This window comes from Kitasatospora sp. NPDC001225, assembly GCF_053597855.1.
The window spans coordinates 1-17,476 of sequence record NZ_JBSFJC010000104.1 but is presented as its reverse complement, the minus strand read 5'-3'; the positions used below and the strand labels follow the sequence as shown (position 1 = coordinate 17,476).

The following is a 17,476-nucleotide window of genomic DNA, read 5'->3' as shown; positions in this document are numbered from 1 at the left end:
TACCATCACCGACCGACAAACGCCGAGAGCGCCGACGACGCCGACAGCCCGCGCGGACGCCCGACGGCATGGGCCGCCAGGTGTCCGCGCCCGCGGTCCGCTCAGCCGGCCGGCGTCTCCGGCCCGGCCTGGACGGCCCCGGCCGCCGACGGCGCGGCCCAGTTGGTCCAGTGCCAGTCGAAGTACTGCGCGCTCTCGGGGGTGTGGGCGGTGCACCGCCTGCCCTCGAGGGTCCTCGCCGCCGCGAGGAGGTCGGCGGAGGCCGCGCCCTTCTCCGACACCTCCACGATCCCGTCGGAGGACACCCTGATGTAGCCGTCCTCGAACAGGGCGTCGCAGCCGAGCACACAGGCGGCCATCACGTTCGCCAGGTGGGAGCGCTGCTCGAGGTTGCTCTGCGACCTCTTCCGCACGTGCGCCGCACGGACGAGCGCCTGGGGCAGCTCCCGCCCGCAGAGGTCGCAGCGGATGGAGCTCCTGCCGTTGAACTTGGCACGCCGCACGCGGGCCTGCTCGCGGCGGGCGAGCGCGACCACGGGGCGGTCCAGGCTGTCGCCCAGCTCGAGGTAGCGGTCCGGGTCCTGCGAGGTGTCCGGGCCGTGCCAGGCGGCGGTGGGCCCCGTAGCGTCGGAGGACGCGATCGGCTGCTGCTCGATGGAGTCGACCAGCCTGGTCATCACCTCGGGGTCGGCCACCGGGACCGGGGCGCCCTGCTTGTTGGCGGAGAGCCGGAAGGCCTCCATCGCCGCAGCGCCGAGCTGCCCTCCCGCGATGGTGGCCTCGAGGTCCAGAACGTCCAGGCGGACGCGCACCGGGTAGGCGTCGTCCGGCCAGACGGTGGCCTTGTCCTTGTAGACGGCTCCGGTGACCTGGGCAACAGCCAGCTCGCGCAGGACCGCGTCGGCCCAGCCCCCCTCGGGGACACGGGCGTTCGGCCCCCGGTGGCCGAACAGGACATAGTCACCGGGCTTCAGCCCGTCCAGCACCTCCGGGGTGTTCGCCTTCTCGGCGGTTTCGGGCTTCCAGCCCCATATGGACTCGCGCAGGCCGATCTCGAAGTTCCGCTTCGAAGCGGCGGGGACGTACACGGCAACGACGGACACGTCGTGCATCCTCCTCGGTTCGACTCCCCCTGCCGGACGGGCCCGGGGAGTTGGTTGGTTCGGACGGGCAGTGCCGCGTGTCCCGTGGAGGCGGGAGAAGACGGCACGGTCTCTGTCTACCAGACGGCACTGACAGACAGACCCGGCCTACTGTGCCGCCGTCTTCATGTAGGTGCTCCAGATGCGGGTCGGGAGGGCGGCGTCGGAGGTGTCCGGGGTGGCGCCGCCGAGGCCTTCGAGGGAGAGCAGCTTCATGTCCTTCAGGTCCGCGCGGAAGATGGTGACCGCCGTCGACAGCTGCCCGTTGTAGCCGACGAACCACCCTGCCGTACGGTCTGCGGTGGTGCCGGGTTTGGCGGCCAGGCCGGGGCCGGCCTCCGCTGCCGGCTTGGCGGCTCCGTCGCGGACGGAGCCCTTGAGTGCCGCGTCCACCTCGGCCGCGACCGACGGGGTCAGTGCCTGGGTGGCGGCCGGCAGGCGCAGGGGGAGCTGGGCGCCGTTGCGGGAGATCCTGAGGACGGAGTACGGGTCGGTGTGGCTGCCGCCGGCCGCGAAGGCGGCGTACGCGTCGGCGGTGCGGACGGCGCTGGGGGTGGAGTTGCCGACGCCGAGGGCGGGGACGAGTTCGCCCAGGCTGTTGGGGAGCAGGCCGAGGTCGGTGGCGGTCTTCTGCACCCGGTCCAGGCCGACGTCCATGCCGAGCTGCATCAGCGGCCCGTTGACGGACTGTTCGACCGCGTTCCGCAGGGTGACCGTGCCCCAGTTCCGCCTGCCGTCGTTGGCGGTCTTGACGATCTTCCCGTCCCGTCCCCAGTACGGCCCTTCCGGGGTCATCACGTTCACCCCGTCGTCGCCGTTGTAGGGGGTGGCGGGCGTCACCGGGGTGCGGTCGCCGCCCCGTTGGCGCTGCACTCCCTGGCCGAGCCCGGCGGCGTAAACCACCGGTGTGAAGGCCGAACCGATCGGCACCGTGGTGGTGTTGGCGTTGTTGAAGCCCTGCTTGAGGTAGTCGGTGCCGCCGTAGAGCGCGACGATCCGGCCGTCCGGGGCCACCGAGGCGGCGCCGACCTTCAGGAGCTTGTCGGCCTCCCGGTTGTCCGGGTCGATCCCCGCGGTGCCCTCCCGTACGGCGGCGGCCAGGGCGTCGACCCTCGGCTTCTCGAAGGTGGTGCGGATCTGGTGGCCACCGAGGTCGAACTGGGCCGGGGTGATGTCGCTGTGGCTCTCCACGTAGGCGCGGGCCATGTCCACCAGGTACCCGGTCTGGCCGCTCAGCCCCGCCGACTTCGGCTGCGGCCTGGGCTCGGGGAACACGGTGTACTTGGCGCGCTCGGCGGCGGACAGCTTGCCGACCTCCACCATCCGGTCCAGGATCCACGACCAGCGCTCCTCGGCCCGCTCCCGGTTCTCCGCGCTGACCGCCGGGTCGTACTGCCCGGCGCCCTTCAACAGCGCTGCCAGGAAGGCGCCTTCGCTCGGGTCGAGCTGGGAGACGTCCTTGCCGTAGTACGCCGCCGCGGCGCGCTCGATGCCGTAACTGCCGCGCCCGAACCAGCTGGTGTTGAGGTAGCCGGCCAGGATGTCCTGCTTGCTCATCCGGTCGTCCAGCTTGATCGCGATGACGATCTCGCTGAGTTTGCGGGACATGTCCTGGCGCTGGTTCAGGTAGATGTTCTTGACGTACTGCTGGGTGATGGTGGAGCCGCCCTGGGTCTCACCGCCGGTGACCATCTGGACGACGGCGCGCCCGATGCCGGTGACGGAGATGCCGGGGTCGTCGTAGAAGGTCTCGTTCTCGGCGGCCAGCACCGCCCACTGCACCGGCTCCGGCACCTGGCCGAGCGGCACCTCCTGCCGGTTGGTCGGACCGATCCGCGCCATCTCGCTGCCGTCCGCCCAGTAGTAGACGTTGTTCTGCTGGGTGGCGAAGGAGTTCAGGTCCTCCGGGACGGCGGTGTGCGCGTAGAACCAGAGCAGCCAGCCGCTCAGCCCGGCCGCGCCCGTCCCGGCCACCAGCAGCAGCTGCCGCCAGGACGGGAGCCAGCGGCGGACGCCGCGCCGTCCGCGGCGCGGGTAGTCGATCCGCAGGGACGGGCGCCGGCCCCGGAACGGACGCGACCCGCGTAACGGCCGGGGGCGCGGGCGCGGCAGGAAACGTCGGCGTCGGCGCCCGGGCGTCTCCTTCTCGGCGGTCTCGCCGGCGGTCTCCTCGGCCACGCCCTCGGCCGTCTCCCCGGCCCCGTCTTCGGCCACGTCTTCGGCCCCGCCGTCTTGCTGAGCACGCACAGTCCGGTCTCCGATTCGCTCGTGGGCTGACCCTCCGTACACATAGACGTGATGAGAACATCAGTACGTATGCCTGGCTTTGGTGTGATCATGGTCATACTGCGCTCGACGGGTGGGACGTGAGCGTCCGGCGGGCGGGCCGCGGACCGTGGACGAACAGCCCGCGGACGGCCACCCGCGCGGAACCCGGTCCGCGCCAGCCCCGGCGTGCCGCCAGAATGGCGCCATGAGGATGATCCAGACCGCGCTCGGCACACTGCTGCTTCTGCTGATCATCGGCAGCATCCTGCGCACGCTGGTCGTTCCGCGCGGCCTCTACTCGGCGCTGGTGATGCGGCTCTGGCGGGTGCTGCGCACGCTGCTGCGGCTGTCCGCCGGGCCGAACCGCGGCTACCTCGCGCAGGACCGGGCGCTCACCTGGCTGGCGCCGCTGGTGCTCCTCGGCATGCTCGGCGTCTGGCTCAGCTGCATGCTGACCGCCTACACCCTGCTGCTGCACGGCACCTCCGAGCTGAGCTGGTCGGTGTCCGTGCGCGAGGCCGGGTCCAGCCTGTTCACCCTCGGCTTCGCGAGCGGCGAGCGGCTCCACCTCTCCGCGATCGACTTCCTGGCCGCCGCCAGCGGCCCGCTGGTCATCGCCCTCCAGATCGCCTACCTGCCGACCCTCTACGCCGCCTACCAGCGCCGCGAGACCGAGGTGACCCTGCTGCAGTCCCGGGCCGGCGAGCCCGCCTGGGGCCCCGAGCTGCTGGCCCGCCAGTCCCTGGTGGACACCGAGACGGCGCTCCCCCAGCTCTACCGGGACTGGGAGCGGCTGGCCGCCGACATCGGCGAGAGCCACTCCAACTACCCGGTGCTGCTCTCCTTCCGCTCCCCGCAGCCCCACCGCAGCTGGGTGGTCGGGCTGATCGCCGTGATGGACGCCGCCGCCCTGCACCTGGCGCTCTGCCCGCGCTCGGCCCCGCCCGAGGCCCGGCTGGTGATCCGGGCCGGCTTCACCGCGATGCGCGACATCGGCCGCTCGCTGCGGATCGACTTCGAAGCGGACCCGGACCCGGACATCCCGATCCGGCTGACCTACGCCGAGTACCTGGGCGCCGTCGCGATGATCACCGCGGCCGGGTTCCCGCGCGAGCGCCCGGTCGAGGACGCCTGGGCGCACTTCCACGGCTGGCGGGTCAACTACGAGGCGCTGGCGTACGAACTGGCCCGGCGCAGCGACGCCGTCCCGGCGCTGTGGACCGGCCCGCGCGACTTCCGCGCCCCTGTCATCCCGCCGAGCCGCCCCACCGACCGCCGCCCGTCCTCGACCCCGCCGCCGGGGACACCGCTGCCGCCGCTGCCGCCCGCCTGAGCGGGCGGACCAGACCGACCGGGCGGACCGGGCGGACGGGACCGACCCGGGCGGACCGGGTACACTCGTCCGGAGTACGTGCCGTTCAGGAGCACGCAGGAGCAGAGGAAGAAGAGGGAGGTGGGGTTGATGACCGCGCTCAAGGCCGCCATGCGCAGCGTCCGGGTCTCCCTCACGTCCCGGGCCGCGGCCTGACCTCCTCCTGTCCCGCCTCGCCGGGGGCGTGAGCCCGCGGGGCCCGCACGAACACTCCTCAGGAACGGATCTCCGTCCACCATGCGCAACTGGATCACGCGTGCCGAGACCGGCACCGACATCCCGACCATCCGCGACATCAACCTCGCCGCCTTCGGAACTCCCGCCGAGGCCGACCTCGTCGACGCGCTGCGCGCCGACGCCTCCTGGATCGAGGGCCTGTCCCTCGTCGCCACCACCGAGCACGGCACCGACGAGCAGGGCACTGGTGAGCACGGCACCGCCGTCGGCCACGCCCTGCTGACCCGCTGCCACATCGGCGACGTCCCGGCCCTGTGCCTGGCCCCGTGCGCCGTGCTCCCCGCGTACCAGCGCACCGGCGCCGGCTCCGCCGCCGTCCGCGCCGCACTGGACGCGGCACGGGACCTGGGCGAGCGCCACGTCGTCGTCCTGGGGCACCCGGACTACTACCCGCGGTTCGGCTTCACCCGCGCCTCCGCCCACGGCATCGGCCTGAGCATCGAGGTCCCGGACGAGGCGCTGATGGCCCTCGCCCTGGACGCCGGCCACCCGCTGCCCGCGGGCACCGTCCGCTACGCCGCGCCGTTCGGCATCTGACGGACGACGCCAGGCGGGGCACCTGGGTGCCCCGCCCGGCGTCCTTCCCTCCTGTCAGGGACTGTCAGGGCCCTGCCCGACAGCAGGCCTCAGACGGCCACCGTGGCGCCGGTCGCCAGCGAACGCTCGGCGCCGACCAGGATCTCCACCACCCGCAGGCCGAAGTCCGCCCCGCACGAGTGCGGCTCGTCGGAGGCCGCCGAGGCCCGCAGGGCGTCCAGCGCCCGGTGCAGCGCCGCGGCCGGTCCCTCGCCGCGCGGGGGCAGCTGCACCACGCCGTGCTCGCCGCGCAGCTCCATGCCCGTCCCGCCGGCCGCGAGCGGCGCGGTCAGGCTGAGCGCGAGTGTGCTGGAGGCGCCGCCGGCGTGCCGTACCACCAGGTGGACGGTGTCCAGCGGGCCGGCCGCCGCCGTCACGTGCGTCGCGTCGCCCAGGACCGGCAGCAGGACGGACAGCGCGTGCGGACCGACGTCCCACAGCGCGCCCTTCTCGACCCGCCACGGCGAGGCCGCGTACGGGCTGGTGCTGCCGGGCGCGAACACCGAGCCGAGCCAGTCCGAGCGGCCGGTGAACCAGCCGCCGAGCTCCGCCTGCCGCTCGATCCACGGGATCTGCTCGCCGCCGAAGCGCACGGTGAAGAAGACCACCGAGGCGACCTTGTGCTCGCGCACTGCCTCGGCCACGGCCTCGGCGTCCGGCACCGTCAGCGCGACCGGCTTGTCCAGCAGCAGGTGGCAGCCCGCCTCGGCGGCCCGCACCGCGAGGCCCGCCTGCACGGTCGGGGGCAGCGCGATGGAGACCGCGTCCACCTCGGCCAGCAGCCGGTCCAGGTCCGCGTACCCGGGCACGCCGTGCGCGGCACCCAGCGCCTCGGCCGCCTCCGGTCGGCGGCCCCAGACGCCGGTGAACTCCAGCCCGGGGTGCTCGGCCAGGACGGGCGCGTGCACCCGTTCCGCCCAGGGGCCGGTTCCCAGCAGTCCGATCCGCACGATGTCTCCGTTTCCTTCGTGTTCCGTCGCGACGTCCGTGTTCCGTCGCAACGCCCGTGTTCCGTCGCGTTCGTGTTCCGTCGCGACGCCGCCGCGTGCTCGCGGCGCGTGATTCGCGGCGCGCGCCCTGGTTCAGCCCCGGACGCGGGCCAGGGTGAAGCCGTCGTAGCCCTTGCTGCCGACCGTCTGCACCGAGGTCGCGGTGACCGTCGGCTCGGCCGCGATCAGCTCGTGCAGCGCCCGGGTGCCGACCACCGCCGGGTCGGTGCTGTCCACGTCGGCGACCGCACCACCGCGCACCACGTTGTCGACGATGATCAGCGAGCCGGGCCTGGTCAGCTGGAGCGCCCGGCGGAAGTACTCCGGGTTGCTCGGCTTGTCGGCGTCGATGAAGACCAGGTCGAAGGGCTCCACGCCCTGCTCGACCAGCGCGGCCAGCGAGTCGGCGGCCCGGCCGACCCGTACCTCGGCGACCCCGGCCAGCCCGGCGGCCGCCAGGTTGCCCCGGGCGACCTCGGCGTGCCGGGGGTCCAGCTCCAGGGTGAGCAGGGTGCCGTCCGCGGGCAGCGCCCGGGCCAGCCAGATCGCGCTGTAGCCGCCGAGCGTGCCGACCTCCAGGATCCGCTTCGCGCCCTGGGTCAGTGCCAGCAGGTGGAGCAGCTTGCCCTGGTTGGGGGCGACCGCGATCTTCGGCAGTCCGGCCGCGTCGGCGGCGGCGGTGGCGCCCTCCAGCACCGGGTCGTGCCCGACCAGCTGCTCGGAGAAGTAGGCGTCCACGGCGTCCCAGGTCGGCTGCGAAGACATCGGGCCCTCCAGAGTGCAAGATCGGCAGCTACCCGGCCGATGCTACTCCGAGGGCCCGAGGGCACCACGACGGTGGTTGTGGACGGCCGGTCGGACGACCGGCCGTACGGGAGGTCAGTCGGCGACCGGCTCCTTGGTCGCGGCGGCGGCCTTGGCGGCCTCCTCCGCCTCGATCTTGGCGTGCGTCTTGGCGGCGCGGCGCTTCATGATCCAGGCCGAGAGCAGGCCGATCACCAGGGCCGCCCCCAGGCCCGCCCAGGAGAACCGGGCCAGCCAGGGCTCGATGCTCTTGCCGACCTTGTAGACCAGCAGCGTCGTGCCGCCGGCCCAGACCACGCCGCCCAGCACGTTGGCGATCAGGAACTTCCAGTACGGCATCTTCAGCGCGCCCGCGAGCGGACCGGCGAAGATGCGCAGCAGGGCGATGAACCGGCCGAAGAAGACCGCCCACATGCCCCACTTCTGGAAGGAGCGCTCGGCGGTGGCCAGATGGGAGGGCCCGAAGTGCTTGGGGAACTTGCGTCCCAGCTTCTCGAAGAGCGGCTTGCCTCCCTTGCGCCCGATCGAGTAGCCGATCGAGTCGCCGATGATCGCGCCGGCGATCGCGCAGATGGCGACGCCCCACGGGCTCACCACACCCTTGACCGCCATCAGGGACGCCGTGACCAGGGCGATCTCGCCGGGCAGCGGAATGCCCAGCGACTCCAGCCCGATGATCAGACCGACCACGGCGTACACCGCTGTCGGCGGAATCCCCTCGATCCAGGCGTCGATGTGCAAGGCCAGTCCCTCCGTGGCAGGACGGGACCGGCCGCGCTCCCCCTGTAGCCGCGTGCCCGTCCCGGCAGTTCGTCCGATGGCGGCACCCAGGCCGCTCCCCCGGAAACGAGCCTAACGTGCCGGGCGGCCTGTCCCCCCGGCCGATCACCCGTGGTTACGACGTACGCCCCCGCGCCATGGTTCCAGCTCGACCACCGTTTCTTCAAGATTCGGCAAAAAGCAGTGCGACCACGGACGGGCGCTGCTTGATCCGGCGCGCGAACGGCAACAGGGCGCTCACCGGCCACCGCCCGCCCTCCGGGTACACCTCGCGCACGTCGGTGACCCCCGGGTGCGCGGTGGCCAGCTCGCCGCGTTCGTCCGCGTCCATCCCGAACGGCATCGGCGGCGCCTGGTAGTACCGGTCCCGCAGCTTGCCCTCGACGGCCCGCCGGCTGAACCAGCGCGGCACCGCGTCCAGCACCATCGCACCGCCCGGGAAGCGCTCGGCGCAGGCCGCGATCAGCGCGCGGACCTCCTGCGGCCGCAGGTACATCAGCAGGCCCTCGGTGCTGATCAGCACCCCGTTCGACGGGTCCACCTCGTCCATCCAGCCCGGATCGGTGGCCGAGTGGGCGACGATCCGGTGCCGCTCGTCCGGCGGCAGCAGCCGCCCCCGCAGCGCGACCGTCTCCGGCAGATCCACCGACAGCCAGCTCGCCCGCCCGTTGTCGACCCGCCAGGCCTGGGTCTCCAGGCCGTCCCCGAGCCCGACCACGGTCCCGCGCGGGCAGCGGGTCAGGAAGTCCGCCACCTCGCGGTCGAAGCATGCGGCCCGCAACGCCTGGAGCTGGCTCACCAGAGCGTTCTCCCCGAACCGCGCCGCGAACGGGTAGTCGATCCGCTCCACCAGCTCGACCGCCTTCGGGTCCGGCAGCACGGTGTCCGGCCGCCGCGCCTCCACCGCCCGGTGCCACAGCGTCCACAGCGCCGTCTCCGGTACCTGCCCCAGCTCCGGCCGCTCCCCGCCGCCACTCATCGCTCGCTCCTTCGGACGTGGTCCCGTCGCGGTCCGACGCGGTCCGTCGCGGTCCCGCCGTGTTCCCGTCATGGGCATGAACCCGCCGATTCTGACACCCCGTCCGCACCTCCCCTCCCGCCGACGCGCCGACTGACCGACCCGTGGAGCTCTACGACGCCAACCATCGACCGGGCCTTCCAGGCGACCTGGAGCGCGCGAACTCGTTCTCCCGCGTGGGCACTTCTCACCCCCCGGGGTGGAGAACCGAACGACGGAGGGCCACGTGCTCGAGCACCTCATCACTCACGACCACGACCTGCGGATGGTCCCCACCGACCGGAACGAGCTGACCACCGCGGTCGGCCGGCTCCACGAGGAACTCCGGGCCCTGCCCGAGGGGACCGACCCCGCCCGCGCCCGCCTCCTGACCAGGTGGATCGGCATCGGCCACCTGTGCCTGGGCCACCACGAGGAGGCCCGTACATTCCTCCGCCAGTCGCTCGACCTCGCCGCGGAGACGGGCAACACCCGGGCCGTCGTCGCCACCGGACTCAACCTCGCCGACGCGCACCGCTACGCCGGTGACGTGCGGACCGCGGACGCGCTCTACCGCAGCGCGCTGGACACCGCGCGAACCGGGCACCCGGAACTCCTCGACTTCGCACTCCAGCACACCGGCAAACACCTGATGGAACGCGGTGACCTCACGCAGGCCCGGACCCATCTGCAGGAGGCACTGCGGCTGCGGATCGCCAAGGGGGACAGCGAGTTGATCGAGTCCACGCAGGCCGCACTCGACAGGGTGGAGCTACTGCTCGACCGCCCCTGACCGCCCCCTGCCGCTGACCCTGTCCCCGTTCTGCGCCAGGAGGCCGTAGCGGGGCCGGCCCGGGCCTGCTCGGCCAGCGCGATGCCCACCCGCAGCTGCGCCCAGAGCCGGTCCCGGCCGCTCAGTCCTCCGCCGCCACCACGGCCACGGCCGTCGCCAGGGCGGCGGCGGTCAGCCAGGCCAGCGCCGGCAGGCCCACGGTGAGGGCCTGCGGCCAGCGCCAGGCCAGCAGCCGCGCACCGACGCCCCAGGTGAGGAGGAACAGCGGGACCAGGATCACCGCCTGCATCCTCCACGCCTCCAGGAACGCCCCGGCCAGGCCGCCGGCGAGCAGCGCCGTGCCCGCCACGACCAGCAGCCCGATCCGGAACATCAGGGCCCACGGGGTGGTCTGCGGGTCGGTTCGGTGCCCCTGGTGAATGATCTCGGCCACCCGGCCCCGCCAGAAGCGCAGCTCCACGGCCGAGCCGACGTCCACCGCGTCGTAGAACGACTGGTCGACCGTGTAGGTGCGGCCCGGCGCGTTCTCCCGGAGAACGGCGAGGCGGTACGAGGTCGAGTCACTGTTGGCGTCCACCCACTTCTTCGTCACCCGGCCGCTCTCGGGACGCAGACAGTCCGCCTGTGCCGCCCCGTCGGCCGTGGCACCGCAGACGGGTGCGTCGAGGTAGGCCCCGCCCTCGTCTTAGGCGTCGTGGTAGCGGACGAAGCCGAACACCACGATCGCCAGCCCCAGCACGGCGATCAGTCCGCGCACCACCTGACCCGCCGTCGGCCCGCGCCACGGGCGCCGGTCCCGCGGTCCGTCCGCCTTCCCCATGGGCCCCTCCCCCCTGCCGGACCATGCCATTGTGCCCCGGGAGAAGACCGCAGAGGTCGCCACCGGGCGTCAGCGGCCTCGGAGAACAGGTCGGCACCGTCGAGAAGGGATTCGATCGGCTACTTTGGGTAACGATGCGCGGGATTCTGTCGCTCCTTCTTGAGCGCCGGTGTGGACGAGGCCTTGTCTTGGAGCCGAGGGTTGTTACCGCAGTGCTGGACTCGAAGTCGCTGAGCTGGCTGCTCATCAGAAAGTGAAACGCCTGACACGGCATCGGCCCGCGCGCGATCCTGTTCCTGCACCAACAGCCATGCAAGGTAGCGCAAGTGAAGTGACAGGAGGGGTGGGCATGGCGATACGGTTCTTTGGTATCGACCCGGAGACCGGTCAGGGGAACAGCCCGACCGTCTGGGTGGACGAGGGGGTCGGGGACTTGCTGGTCCAGAGCTACGTCGCCGACGAGGCGTCGATCGCCGGCGTGCTCGCGGCCGGCCACGGTCCGGACCACGAGAACACGATCCCGTCGCACGAGGGAGTGTTTCGGATTCCGGCCCGAATGGTGCCGATTCTCAGGAGGGCGTGTGATGAGGCAGAGCGTTCCCAGCTTCGTCGAGATGCTGAACTCGGCGAGGAGCACGGCGGTGCACCTGGAACTGCGTGACCAGTACAGCGTCGCCGAGGAAGCCACCGAACTCGCCAAGTGGCACCGTGGTGAAGCCGTCGATGTCGACCCCGACTCGGAGTACTGGAGCGGGTGGAGCGACCTCGTACGCCGCACCGTCGCCCGAGGCGTCCAGGTCCGCCGGGCCCGCGTCGTCTCGGTGCCGGTGACGGACTACGTGCGGTACGAGCACCACATCACCAGCGTGAACCTGGCCATCGGGGAGGATGTCCGCTGGCTGCCCCGGAGTGAGGCGTCGGGCCTTGCTCTGCCGGGCAACGACTTCTGGCTGGTGGACGGGCGCGCCGTTCGCTTCAACCTGTTCGACGGGCCCGGGGCCGCGTTGGACCCGCAGTACTCCGAGGATCCGGTGGTGGTCGGGCTCTGCGCCAATGCCTTCGAAGCGGTATGGGAGCGCGGAGTGGAACACGAGAAGTTCGCCGTCTGATTCAGCACGCAGGACCGCCAGATCATGTCCCTGTCTCCCTCCTCCAGCGCGCAGAGCGCCCGCGAGACAATCGCCAAGAGGTTGAAAGCACTTCAGCAGGATGCCGGCCTCACAGGGCATGATCTGGCCCTACGAACGGGCTTCAGCGAGTCGAAGGTCTCACGCATCGCGGGTGCCAAGACCCCACCGTCAGCTGACGACATCCAACGATGGTGCGCAGCCTGCGGCGCGGAGGACCAGGCCGCGGACCTGGTCGCCGCGAGTCGGGCGGCCGACGAGATGTACGTCGAGTGGAAGCGCCTCCACCGCACGGGGATGAAGCACGCCCAGGACGCCATCCTGCCCCTGTTCAGGAACAGTCGGCAGATCCGTATGTACTGCTCCAACGTCATGCCGGGGATCGTTCAGCGCCGTGAGTACGCGCGTGCGCTGATGGAGACCATCACGGCCTTCCAGAACACTCCGAACGACGTGGAGGCTGCCGTCGAGAGCCGGCTCCAGCGCGGACGCTACCTCCACCAGGGAAGCTGCACCTACGCGTTCGTCCTGGAGGAAACGGTCCTCTACTACCCGCTCGGCGACGATGAGGCCATGGCGGATCAACTGCGCCACCTGCTGGAGGTCATGGCCCTGCCGCGCGTCAGTCTCGGGGTGATTCCCTTCCGGGCGCCTCGCGTGATGTGGCCGCTCGAAGCCTTCTACATGTTCGATGATCGGCAGGTGGACGCCGAGTTGCTGACCGCCGTCGTCAAGATCACGACGCCGACCGAGATCGCCGCGTACTCGAAGGCGTTCAAGGCCCTCTCCGGCATGGCAGTGCACGGCCGTGAAGCTCGGACCCTCATTGAGCAGGCAATCCACGCGCTCGGGTGAATCCGTGCAAGACGATGCAAGATTGTGGCACCGCCTGTAGCCGCCTCCCTACGGTCTATCACGCAAGTCAGTGCGCCACCGAGAAGAGAGGAACGAACCATGACCGTTGCGCTGGAAGCGCCCACGGACACCAAGTTCCGCGACCCCCGCGCGCTCCTCAACGCGGTCCGGCCGTACGTCAAGGAGCTGACGTACAACGTGTTCGAGGGACCCGGCAACACCGGCGACCTGTACGACCGCGAGATCGCGCTCCTGCTCCGCGACAACACCATGGTCCGCAACATGGCCGAGCGCATCCTCGACAACGCCATCGCGTACACGATCACCGCCATGGAACACCCGCAGGTGCACCTGGGCGTCGGCAAGATCGTGGACATCGGAGTGCACCAGCTCCTGCTGGACACGCCGGTGTACTTCGCCGTCTGCGAGGCGTACAACGCCGGCCGGTACAAGCACCACGCTCCGCTGATCCAGCGACGTAGCGACGGCACCGTGGTCCGTACCGCCGAGTTCCTGCGCGGCAACGGGTTCGACGCCGACGAGGAGCTGTGGGCGATCGACGGGGCGAACTGCTCCCCGTGCGACGACAAGGTCCCCGACAGCCACTGACCGGACACCAGGGTGCCCCTGCCTCGTATCTTGGGGCAGGGGCACCCGCCTGCCAACTCCTCAGCAAGGGAAGTCCGTTGCCCGCACAGCACAACATCGAATCCGAGCGCGAACTCTGGGACACCTACGCAGCCGGCATCAAGGACAACGTCTTCGACGCCGGGCCGGTCTTCCGCTGGACCCAGTACGCCGACCACGGGCCCGGCCCCGAACTGCTCGGGTCACCTACGAGTGCGCTGGAGATCGGATGCGGCACCGGCCGCGCACTCGCCACGCTGGCCGAGCAGGGTGTGAAGGCCACCGGCGTGGACCTCTCGCCCGTCATGGTCGACAAGGTCTCGGAGCGCTGGGGGCCGTCCGGCGTCCGGATCCACTGCGCTGAGGTCCTGGACTACCTGAGCGGCACCGACGAAACGTGGGACGCCGTCTACTCGGTGTTCGGAGCGGTCTGGTTCACGGACCCGCTGAAGCTGCTCCCCCTCATCGCCTCCCGCCTGAACCCCGGCGGCGTCCTGGCCTTCTCGCAGCCCCCTGCCATCCCCGGCGCGTACGGCCCACAGGGCATGTACAAAGGGGGGTTCGCCGGGAGGGCTCTGTACACGTACCGCTACTCCTACACGCCCCGCAGGTGGGTCAGCCTGCTTCGGCAGAGCGGATTCGAGTCGGCGGACGCGACGGTTCTCGACGCCCCGACCGAGGGGCACATCGGAACTCTGATCGTTACGGGCAGGACCCCGGCCGTCTGACGACCACCTACGAATGGAGCCGTCTGCACGTGGCCGCATGGGCCGGGGACGATACGCCCCGACAGAGGGAGGCTCAGCCGATGCTGAAGGCGCCGTCGGGCGGGGGCGGGGAGTCGGTGGCCTCGGCGTCGGTGACCGGGGCGGTCCGGCCGACCAGGGCGGCCAGGTCGTCCCCGTCGGTGAGCCGGGCCGGGAAGATGTCGCCCGCGAGCAGCCGGGTCAGCTCGGCCACCGGCAGCGGCGCGGTCGAGCCGGCCAGCAGGATGTTGCCGTACCGGCGGCCGCGCAGCACCGGTGCCTCCGCCACCAGGCAGACGTACGGGAACACCGCGCGCACCGTCGCCGCCTGCGCCTTGGCGAAGGCCAGCGGCGGGCCGTCCGCCAGGTTCGCCGCGTAGCAGCCGCCGGGGCGCAGCGCGGCGGCCGCCAGGCGCAGGAACTCCACCGAGGTGAGGTGGGCCGGGGTGCGCGAGCCGTGGAAGACGTCGGCGATCACCAGGTCCTGCGAGTCGGCCGGGGTCTCGGCGAGGGCCGCCCGGGCGTCGCCGACGGTCGCGGTGATGTCCGCGCCGGGGCCCTGCCAGGGCAGGTGCTCGGCGACCAGTTCCAGCAGCGGCCCGTCGACCTCCACCACCCGCTGCCGCGAGCCGGGCCGGGTGGCGGCCAGGTAGCGGGGCAGGGTGAGCGCGCCGCCGCCGAGGTGCAGCGCGTCCAGTGGCTGCCCGGCGGGGGCGAGGGCGTCGGCGAGGTGGCCGAGGCGCCGGGTGTACTCGAACTCCAGGTGGGTGGGGTCGGCGAGGTCGACGTAGGACTGCGGGGTGCCGTCCAGGGTGAGCAGCCAGCCGCCGTCCCGGTCGAGGTCGGGCATGAGCTTGGCGAAGCCCAGGTCGGTCCGCCGCCCGACCGGCACCGGCTCGTCCCGCTCGTCCCGCTCGTCCCGCTCGTCCCGCGAATCGTGCTCGGAGGTCACGCGTGCTCTCCGACGGGCTCGACGTCGAGGTACGCGGCGAGCCAGTGGTCCAGCTCGGCGAACACCTCGGTGCGCGCGGCCTCCCCGGAGAGCACCAGGTCGTGCATGCCGCCCTTGATCCGCACGATGGTGACGTGCCGGCCCAGCCGCGGCCCCTGCGCGGCGATGTCGTCGGCGCGCAGCACGGCGTCGGCGTGGTGCAGCGCGCTGTGCCACTTGGTGGTGGAGATGGAGCGGGTCGAGGCCATCAGCAGCACCGGCACGTCGATGCCCAGTCCCCGGTGCAGCCGCCGGTGGCCCTGGTGGATCGCGGACAGCCAGCCCGCGTACAGCGGGAAGCTCTCGGGGCGCTTGAGGGTGAGGTCGAAGTCCCACTCGCCCTGGTGGTCCTTGTGCAGGCTGTGGGTGTAGTGCGGGTTGAGCGCGGACGGCAGGACGCGGGTCGGCGCCAGCCGCCCGAGCGCCGTGACGGCGGGGCCGCCGAGGGTGCGGACGGCGGGCCCGGCCGGCATCGACAGGAACGGCGAGTTGAGGAACAGCCCGTCCACCAGGCCGCGCCCGGCGCGCCGGGCGGCCCACAGCGCGCCGATCAGCCCGCCGGTGGAGTGCCCGTTCAGCAGCAGCTGCTGGTGCCCGTCCACCTCGCGGATGATCCGGACCGCCTCGTCGATCTCCTCGTCGTACTCGGCGAGGTCGCGGACGAAGTTCGGCGACTGGTGCGGGCGCAGGGAGCGGCCGTACTTGCGCAGGTCGAGGGCGTAGAAGGAGAAGCCGAGCGCGGCGTAGTGGTCGGCGAGGTTGGTCTGGAAGAAGTAGTCGTTGTACCCGTGGATGTAGAGCACGGCGCGCTCCGCCCCGGGCAGCGGCCGCCGGACGAGGGTCGCGCACACCGGTCCCTCGTCGTCCGGCCGCAGCGTCAGCTCGGCGGCCTCGTAGGGGGCACCCAGGATGTCTTCACGGAACTCCATCTGCTCGCCGCACCCGTCCTCTGTATCTGTCTGCCCGTATCGGCAGGTGACCGCCCGTTCCACCCCCGACCATACCGGCCGGTAGCCGCGCGGCGCTCGGCGGTGGGTCGTCATGTGCGGGTCCGCGCTGCGGCACCACGGGTGTCGTCGGGAGCCCGTGGCCACCGGGCGTCCGCTCGCTTCACGCCGAGTGCTCAAAAGGTGCCTTGGGCATGTTCCTGGGTCTGGGATGCCTCGTCGTTCCGGTCCTGTACCCGGAGAGCCGATCCCGTGCTTCCCCAGGCCACGGCCGGGCAGAGCCGGTCGTCGCACTCCTCGCAGAGCACGCGGGCGCGTTCGAGGAACTCAAGTGCTTCATCGAGGCAACCCATGGCCCTCAGCCGCTCGCCGAGGTTGAGCAGCGCGATCGTCTCACCCACCCGGTCATGACAGCTGCGCGCGATGGCAAGGGCACGTCGATGGGCTTCCACCGCCTCCTCGGAACGGCTCGCGAGGCTGAGCGAAATCCCGTAGTTGTTCCAGACGTCCGCTTCGACGTCGCTGGTACCCATGGAGTCGGCAGCCCTCAGTGCCGCCTCCGTGACGGCGATCGCCATGTCGGCCCTGCCGCTGTAAATCAGCCCGGGCACCACTACGGGCGACAGGCGCGCGATCCCTCGGTGGATTCCGACGTGTGCCAAGCTCAGGGTCAGGACCACCATGTTCGCGCGCTCGCGGTCCAGCCAGGCCAGCGCGGCAGCCCGTTCCGGGAAGAGGCCGGCGTCCGAGCACTCGGGCGGTGACGCGGCCCGCCGGTTGGCGGCATGGGCGGTCATCACGTAGTACTCCACCAACCGGCTCAACCGCCGTGCTCCCAGCTCCGGGTCCTTCCCCAGCTGTTCCAGGGCGTAGTCGCGGACCAGGTCGTGCAGGTACCAGCGGCCGCCGCACGCCGCCTGTTCGATCAGGGCGCTGCCGGCGAGCCGGGCGAGCCGGGAGCGGACCTCACGGTCCTTCGAACCGGCCAGCACGGCGGCAGCCTCGGTCGAGATGTCGGGACCCGGATTGAGGGCCAGGCGCCGGAACAGCTCCGCCTGCGGCTCAGAAAGGCGCCGGTGCGAGCGGTCGAGCACGATGCGCATGCCGATCTCACCGTCGTCCAGGAGGTCGAGCCGGGCGGCGCGGTCGGCGAGGTCCTCGGCGAGCCCGTCCGGGCGCAGGTGCGGGTCCAGGACGAGCTGGGCGGCGGCGAGCCGCAGAGCGAGCGGGAGGTGGCTGCACAGCTTCGCGATCCGCCCGGCGGCCGCCGGGTCGGCCGTGATCCGGCCGTCGCCCGCTCGGGCCGCGCGGACGGCGGTCCGCTGGGAGGACCAGTTCAACCTGGCCCTCGACCCGGAGACCGCCCGCGACTTCCACGACGAGACCCTCCCCGCCGAGCCCGCCA

At 71.8% G+C, this 17,476-nt stretch carries 19 protein-coding genes; 8 read left to right on the top strand and 11 right to left on the bottom strand.

Annotated features, from left to right (window positions below):
• Positions 1-101 precede the first annotated feature (101 nt).
• Together ACWDCZ_RS28930 and ACWDCZ_RS28925 are read right to left on the bottom strand one after the other, a co-directional pair.
• The gene (locus tag ACWDCZ_RS28930) at positions 102-1,103 is read right to left on the bottom strand and encodes a hypothetical protein (protein WP_449817364.1); all 1,002 of its coding nucleotides are present in this window, start codon (positions 1,101-1,103) and stop codon (positions 102-104) included.
• A 147-nt stretch (positions 1,104-1,250) separates the two neighbouring features.
• Positions 1,251-3,356 (bottom strand): transglycosylase domain-containing protein, encoded by a 2,106-nt coding sequence (locus ACWDCZ_RS28925; RefSeq protein WP_449817363.1) that lies wholly within the window; start codon positions 3,354-3,356, stop codon positions 1,251-1,253.
• A 259-nt stretch (positions 3,357-3,615) separates the two neighbouring features.
• On the opposite strand from ACWDCZ_RS28925, the gene ACWDCZ_RS28920 reads away from it, so the two are divergent.
• Both ACWDCZ_RS28920 and ACWDCZ_RS28915 read left to right on the top strand, forming a co-directional pair.
• On the top strand, positions 3,616-4,743 hold the full coding sequence (locus ACWDCZ_RS28920) for a hypothetical protein (protein WP_074003687.1): 1,128 nt from the start codon (positions 3,616-3,618) through the stop codon (positions 4,741-4,743).
• Positions 4,744-5,019: 276 nt separating this feature from the next.
• Positions 5,020-5,556 carry a GNAT family N-acetyltransferase gene (locus tag ACWDCZ_RS28915; protein ID WP_074003688.1) on the top strand — a complete coding sequence of 179 codons (537 nt, stop codon included), beginning with the start codon at positions 5,020-5,022 and terminating at the stop codon, positions 5,554-5,556.
• Positions 5,557-5,645: 89 nt separating this feature from the next.
• Here the strand turns inward: ACWDCZ_RS28915 and ACWDCZ_RS28910 are convergent, their stop codons facing one another.
• The 4 genes from ACWDCZ_RS28910 to ACWDCZ_RS28895 all read right to left on the bottom strand — a co-directional run bounded on the left by ACWDCZ_RS28910 (position 5,646) and on the right by ACWDCZ_RS28895 (position 9,147).
• On the bottom strand, positions 5,646-6,545 hold the full coding sequence (locus ACWDCZ_RS28910) for a Gfo/Idh/MocA family protein (RefSeq protein WP_449817362.1): 900 nt from the start codon (positions 6,543-6,545) through the stop codon (positions 5,646-5,648).
• Positions 6,546-6,677: 132 nt separating this feature from the next.
• Complete coding sequence (locus ACWDCZ_RS28905) at positions 6,678-7,349, bottom strand: O-methyltransferase (RefSeq protein WP_449817361.1); 672 nt, start codon at positions 7,347-7,349, stop codon at positions 6,678-6,680.
• Between the two features lie 114 nt (positions 7,350-7,463).
• Positions 7,464-8,129: a DedA family protein gene (locus tag ACWDCZ_RS28900; protein WP_049650679.1), complete on the bottom strand. Its 666-nt coding sequence runs from the start codon at positions 8,127-8,129 to the stop codon at positions 7,464-7,466.
• Positions 8,130-8,331: 202 nt separating this feature from the next.
• Positions 8,332-9,147 (bottom strand): class I SAM-dependent methyltransferase, encoded by an 816-nt coding sequence (locus tag ACWDCZ_RS28895; protein WP_449817360.1) that lies wholly within the window; start codon positions 9,145-9,147, stop codon positions 8,332-8,334.
• 265 nt (positions 9,148-9,412) lie between these two features.
• Between ACWDCZ_RS28895 and ACWDCZ_RS28890 the strand changes: the two genes are divergently transcribed.
• Positions 9,413-9,958 (top strand): tetratricopeptide repeat protein, encoded by a 546-nt coding sequence (locus tag ACWDCZ_RS28890; protein WP_449817359.1) that lies wholly within the window; start codon positions 9,413-9,415, stop codon positions 9,956-9,958.
• A gap of 121 nt (positions 9,959-10,079) precedes the next feature.
• Here ACWDCZ_RS28890 and ACWDCZ_RS28885 read toward each other — a convergent pair whose 3' ends face one another.
• Together ACWDCZ_RS28885 and ACWDCZ_RS28880 are read right to left on the bottom strand one after the other, a co-directional pair.
• Complete coding sequence (locus ACWDCZ_RS28885; RefSeq protein ID WP_449817358.1) at positions 10,080-10,550, bottom strand: hypothetical protein; 471 nt, start codon at positions 10,548-10,550, stop codon at positions 10,080-10,082.
• 93 nt (positions 10,551-10,643) lie between these two features.
• The gene (locus tag ACWDCZ_RS28880; protein WP_449817357.1) at positions 10,644-10,778 is read right to left on the bottom strand and encodes a hypothetical protein; all 135 of its coding nucleotides are present in this window, start codon (positions 10,776-10,778) and stop codon (positions 10,644-10,646) included.
• Between the two features lie 349 nt (positions 10,779-11,127).
• Here ACWDCZ_RS28880 and ACWDCZ_RS28875 point away from each other — a divergent pair, with 349 nt between their 5' ends.
• The 5 genes from ACWDCZ_RS28875 (at position 11,128) to ACWDCZ_RS28855 (ending at position 14,115) form a co-directional block, all read left to right on the top strand.
• Positions 11,128-11,439, top strand: coding sequence for a hypothetical protein (locus ACWDCZ_RS28875; protein WP_449817356.1), 312 nt, complete (start codon positions 11,128-11,130; stop codon positions 11,437-11,439).
• Positions 11,363-11,887, top strand: a complete 525-nt coding sequence (locus tag ACWDCZ_RS28870; protein WP_449817355.1) for a DUF6879 family protein — start codon at positions 11,363-11,365, stop codon at positions 11,885-11,887. Before ACWDCZ_RS28875 ends, ACWDCZ_RS28870 begins: the two co-directional genes overlap by 77 nt.
• A gap of 24 nt (positions 11,888-11,911) precedes the next feature.
• Positions 11,912-12,760 (top strand): helix-turn-helix domain-containing protein, encoded by an 849-nt coding sequence (locus ACWDCZ_RS28865; RefSeq protein ID WP_449817354.1) that lies wholly within the window; start codon positions 11,912-11,914, stop codon positions 12,758-12,760.
• A 99-nt stretch (positions 12,761-12,859) separates the two neighbouring features.
• Positions 12,860-13,369 (top strand): hypothetical protein, encoded by a 510-nt coding sequence (locus ACWDCZ_RS28860; protein WP_449817353.1) that lies wholly within the window; start codon positions 12,860-12,862, stop codon positions 13,367-13,369.
• Positions 13,370-13,446: 77 nt separating this feature from the next.
• The gene (locus ACWDCZ_RS28855; protein ID WP_449817352.1) at positions 13,447-14,115 is read left to right on the top strand and encodes a class I SAM-dependent DNA methyltransferase; all 669 of its coding nucleotides are present in this window, start codon (positions 13,447-13,449) and stop codon (positions 14,113-14,115) included.
• A gap of 73 nt (positions 14,116-14,188) precedes the next feature.
• Here ACWDCZ_RS28855 and ACWDCZ_RS28850 read toward each other — a convergent pair whose 3' ends face one another.
• The 3 genes from ACWDCZ_RS28850 to ACWDCZ_RS28840 form a co-directional block, all read right to left on the bottom strand.
• Complete coding sequence (locus ACWDCZ_RS28850) at positions 14,189-14,983, bottom strand: spermidine synthase (RefSeq protein WP_449817372.1); 795 nt, start codon at positions 14,981-14,983, stop codon at positions 14,189-14,191.
• Between the two features lie 98 nt (positions 14,984-15,081).
• Complete coding sequence (locus ACWDCZ_RS28845) at positions 15,082-16,053, bottom strand: alpha/beta hydrolase (protein ID WP_449817351.1); 972 nt, start codon at positions 16,051-16,053, stop codon at positions 15,082-15,084.
• 194 nt (positions 16,054-16,247) lie between these two features.
• Entirely contained in the window at positions 16,248-16,424 is a 177-nt protein-coding gene (locus tag ACWDCZ_RS28840) for a tetratricopeptide repeat protein (protein WP_449817371.1), read from the bottom strand.
• Positions 16,425-17,476 lie beyond the last annotated feature (1,052 nt).

Coding starts and splice junctions, on each gene's coding strand:
- ACWDCZ_RS28840 (WP_449817371.1), bottom strand. CDS start 16,424: ATGGGTTGCCTCGATGAAGCACTTGAGTTCCTCGAACGCGCCCGCGTG.
- ACWDCZ_RS28875 (WP_449817356.1), top strand. CDS start 11,128: ATGGCGATACGGTTCTTTGGTATCGACCCGGAGACCGGTCAGGGGAAC.
- ACWDCZ_RS28895 (WP_449817360.1), bottom strand. CDS start 9,147: ATGAGTGGCGGCGGGGAGCGGCCGGAGCTGGGGCAGGTACCGGAGACG.
- ACWDCZ_RS28850 (WP_449817372.1), bottom strand. CDS start 14,983: ATGCCCGACCTCGACCGGGACGGCGGCTGGCTGCTCACCCTGGACGGC.
- ACWDCZ_RS28915 (WP_074003688.1), top strand. CDS start 5,020: ATGCGCAACTGGATCACGCGTGCCGAGACCGGCACCGACATCCCGACC.
- ACWDCZ_RS28880 (WP_449817357.1), bottom strand. CDS start 10,778: ATGGGGAAGGCGGACGGACCGCGGGACCGGCGCCCGTGGCGCGGGCCG.
- ACWDCZ_RS28920 (WP_074003687.1), top strand. CDS start 3,616: ATGAGGATGATCCAGACCGCGCTCGGCACACTGCTGCTTCTGCTGATC.
- ACWDCZ_RS28860 (WP_449817353.1), top strand. CDS start 12,860: ATGACCGTTGCGCTGGAAGCGCCCACGGACACCAAGTTCCGCGACCCC.
- ACWDCZ_RS28870 (WP_449817355.1), top strand. CDS start 11,363: ATGAGGCAGAGCGTTCCCAGCTTCGTCGAGATGCTGAACTCGGCGAGG.
- ACWDCZ_RS28905 (WP_449817361.1), bottom strand. CDS start 7,349: ATGTCTTCGCAGCCGACCTGGGACGCCGTGGACGCCTACTTCTCCGAG.
- ACWDCZ_RS28845 (WP_449817351.1), bottom strand. CDS start 16,053: ATGGAGTTCCGTGAAGACATCCTGGGTGCCCCCTACGAGGCCGCCGAG.
- ACWDCZ_RS28865 (WP_449817354.1), top strand. CDS start 11,912: ATGTCCCTGTCTCCCTCCTCCAGCGCGCAGAGCGCCCGCGAGACAATC.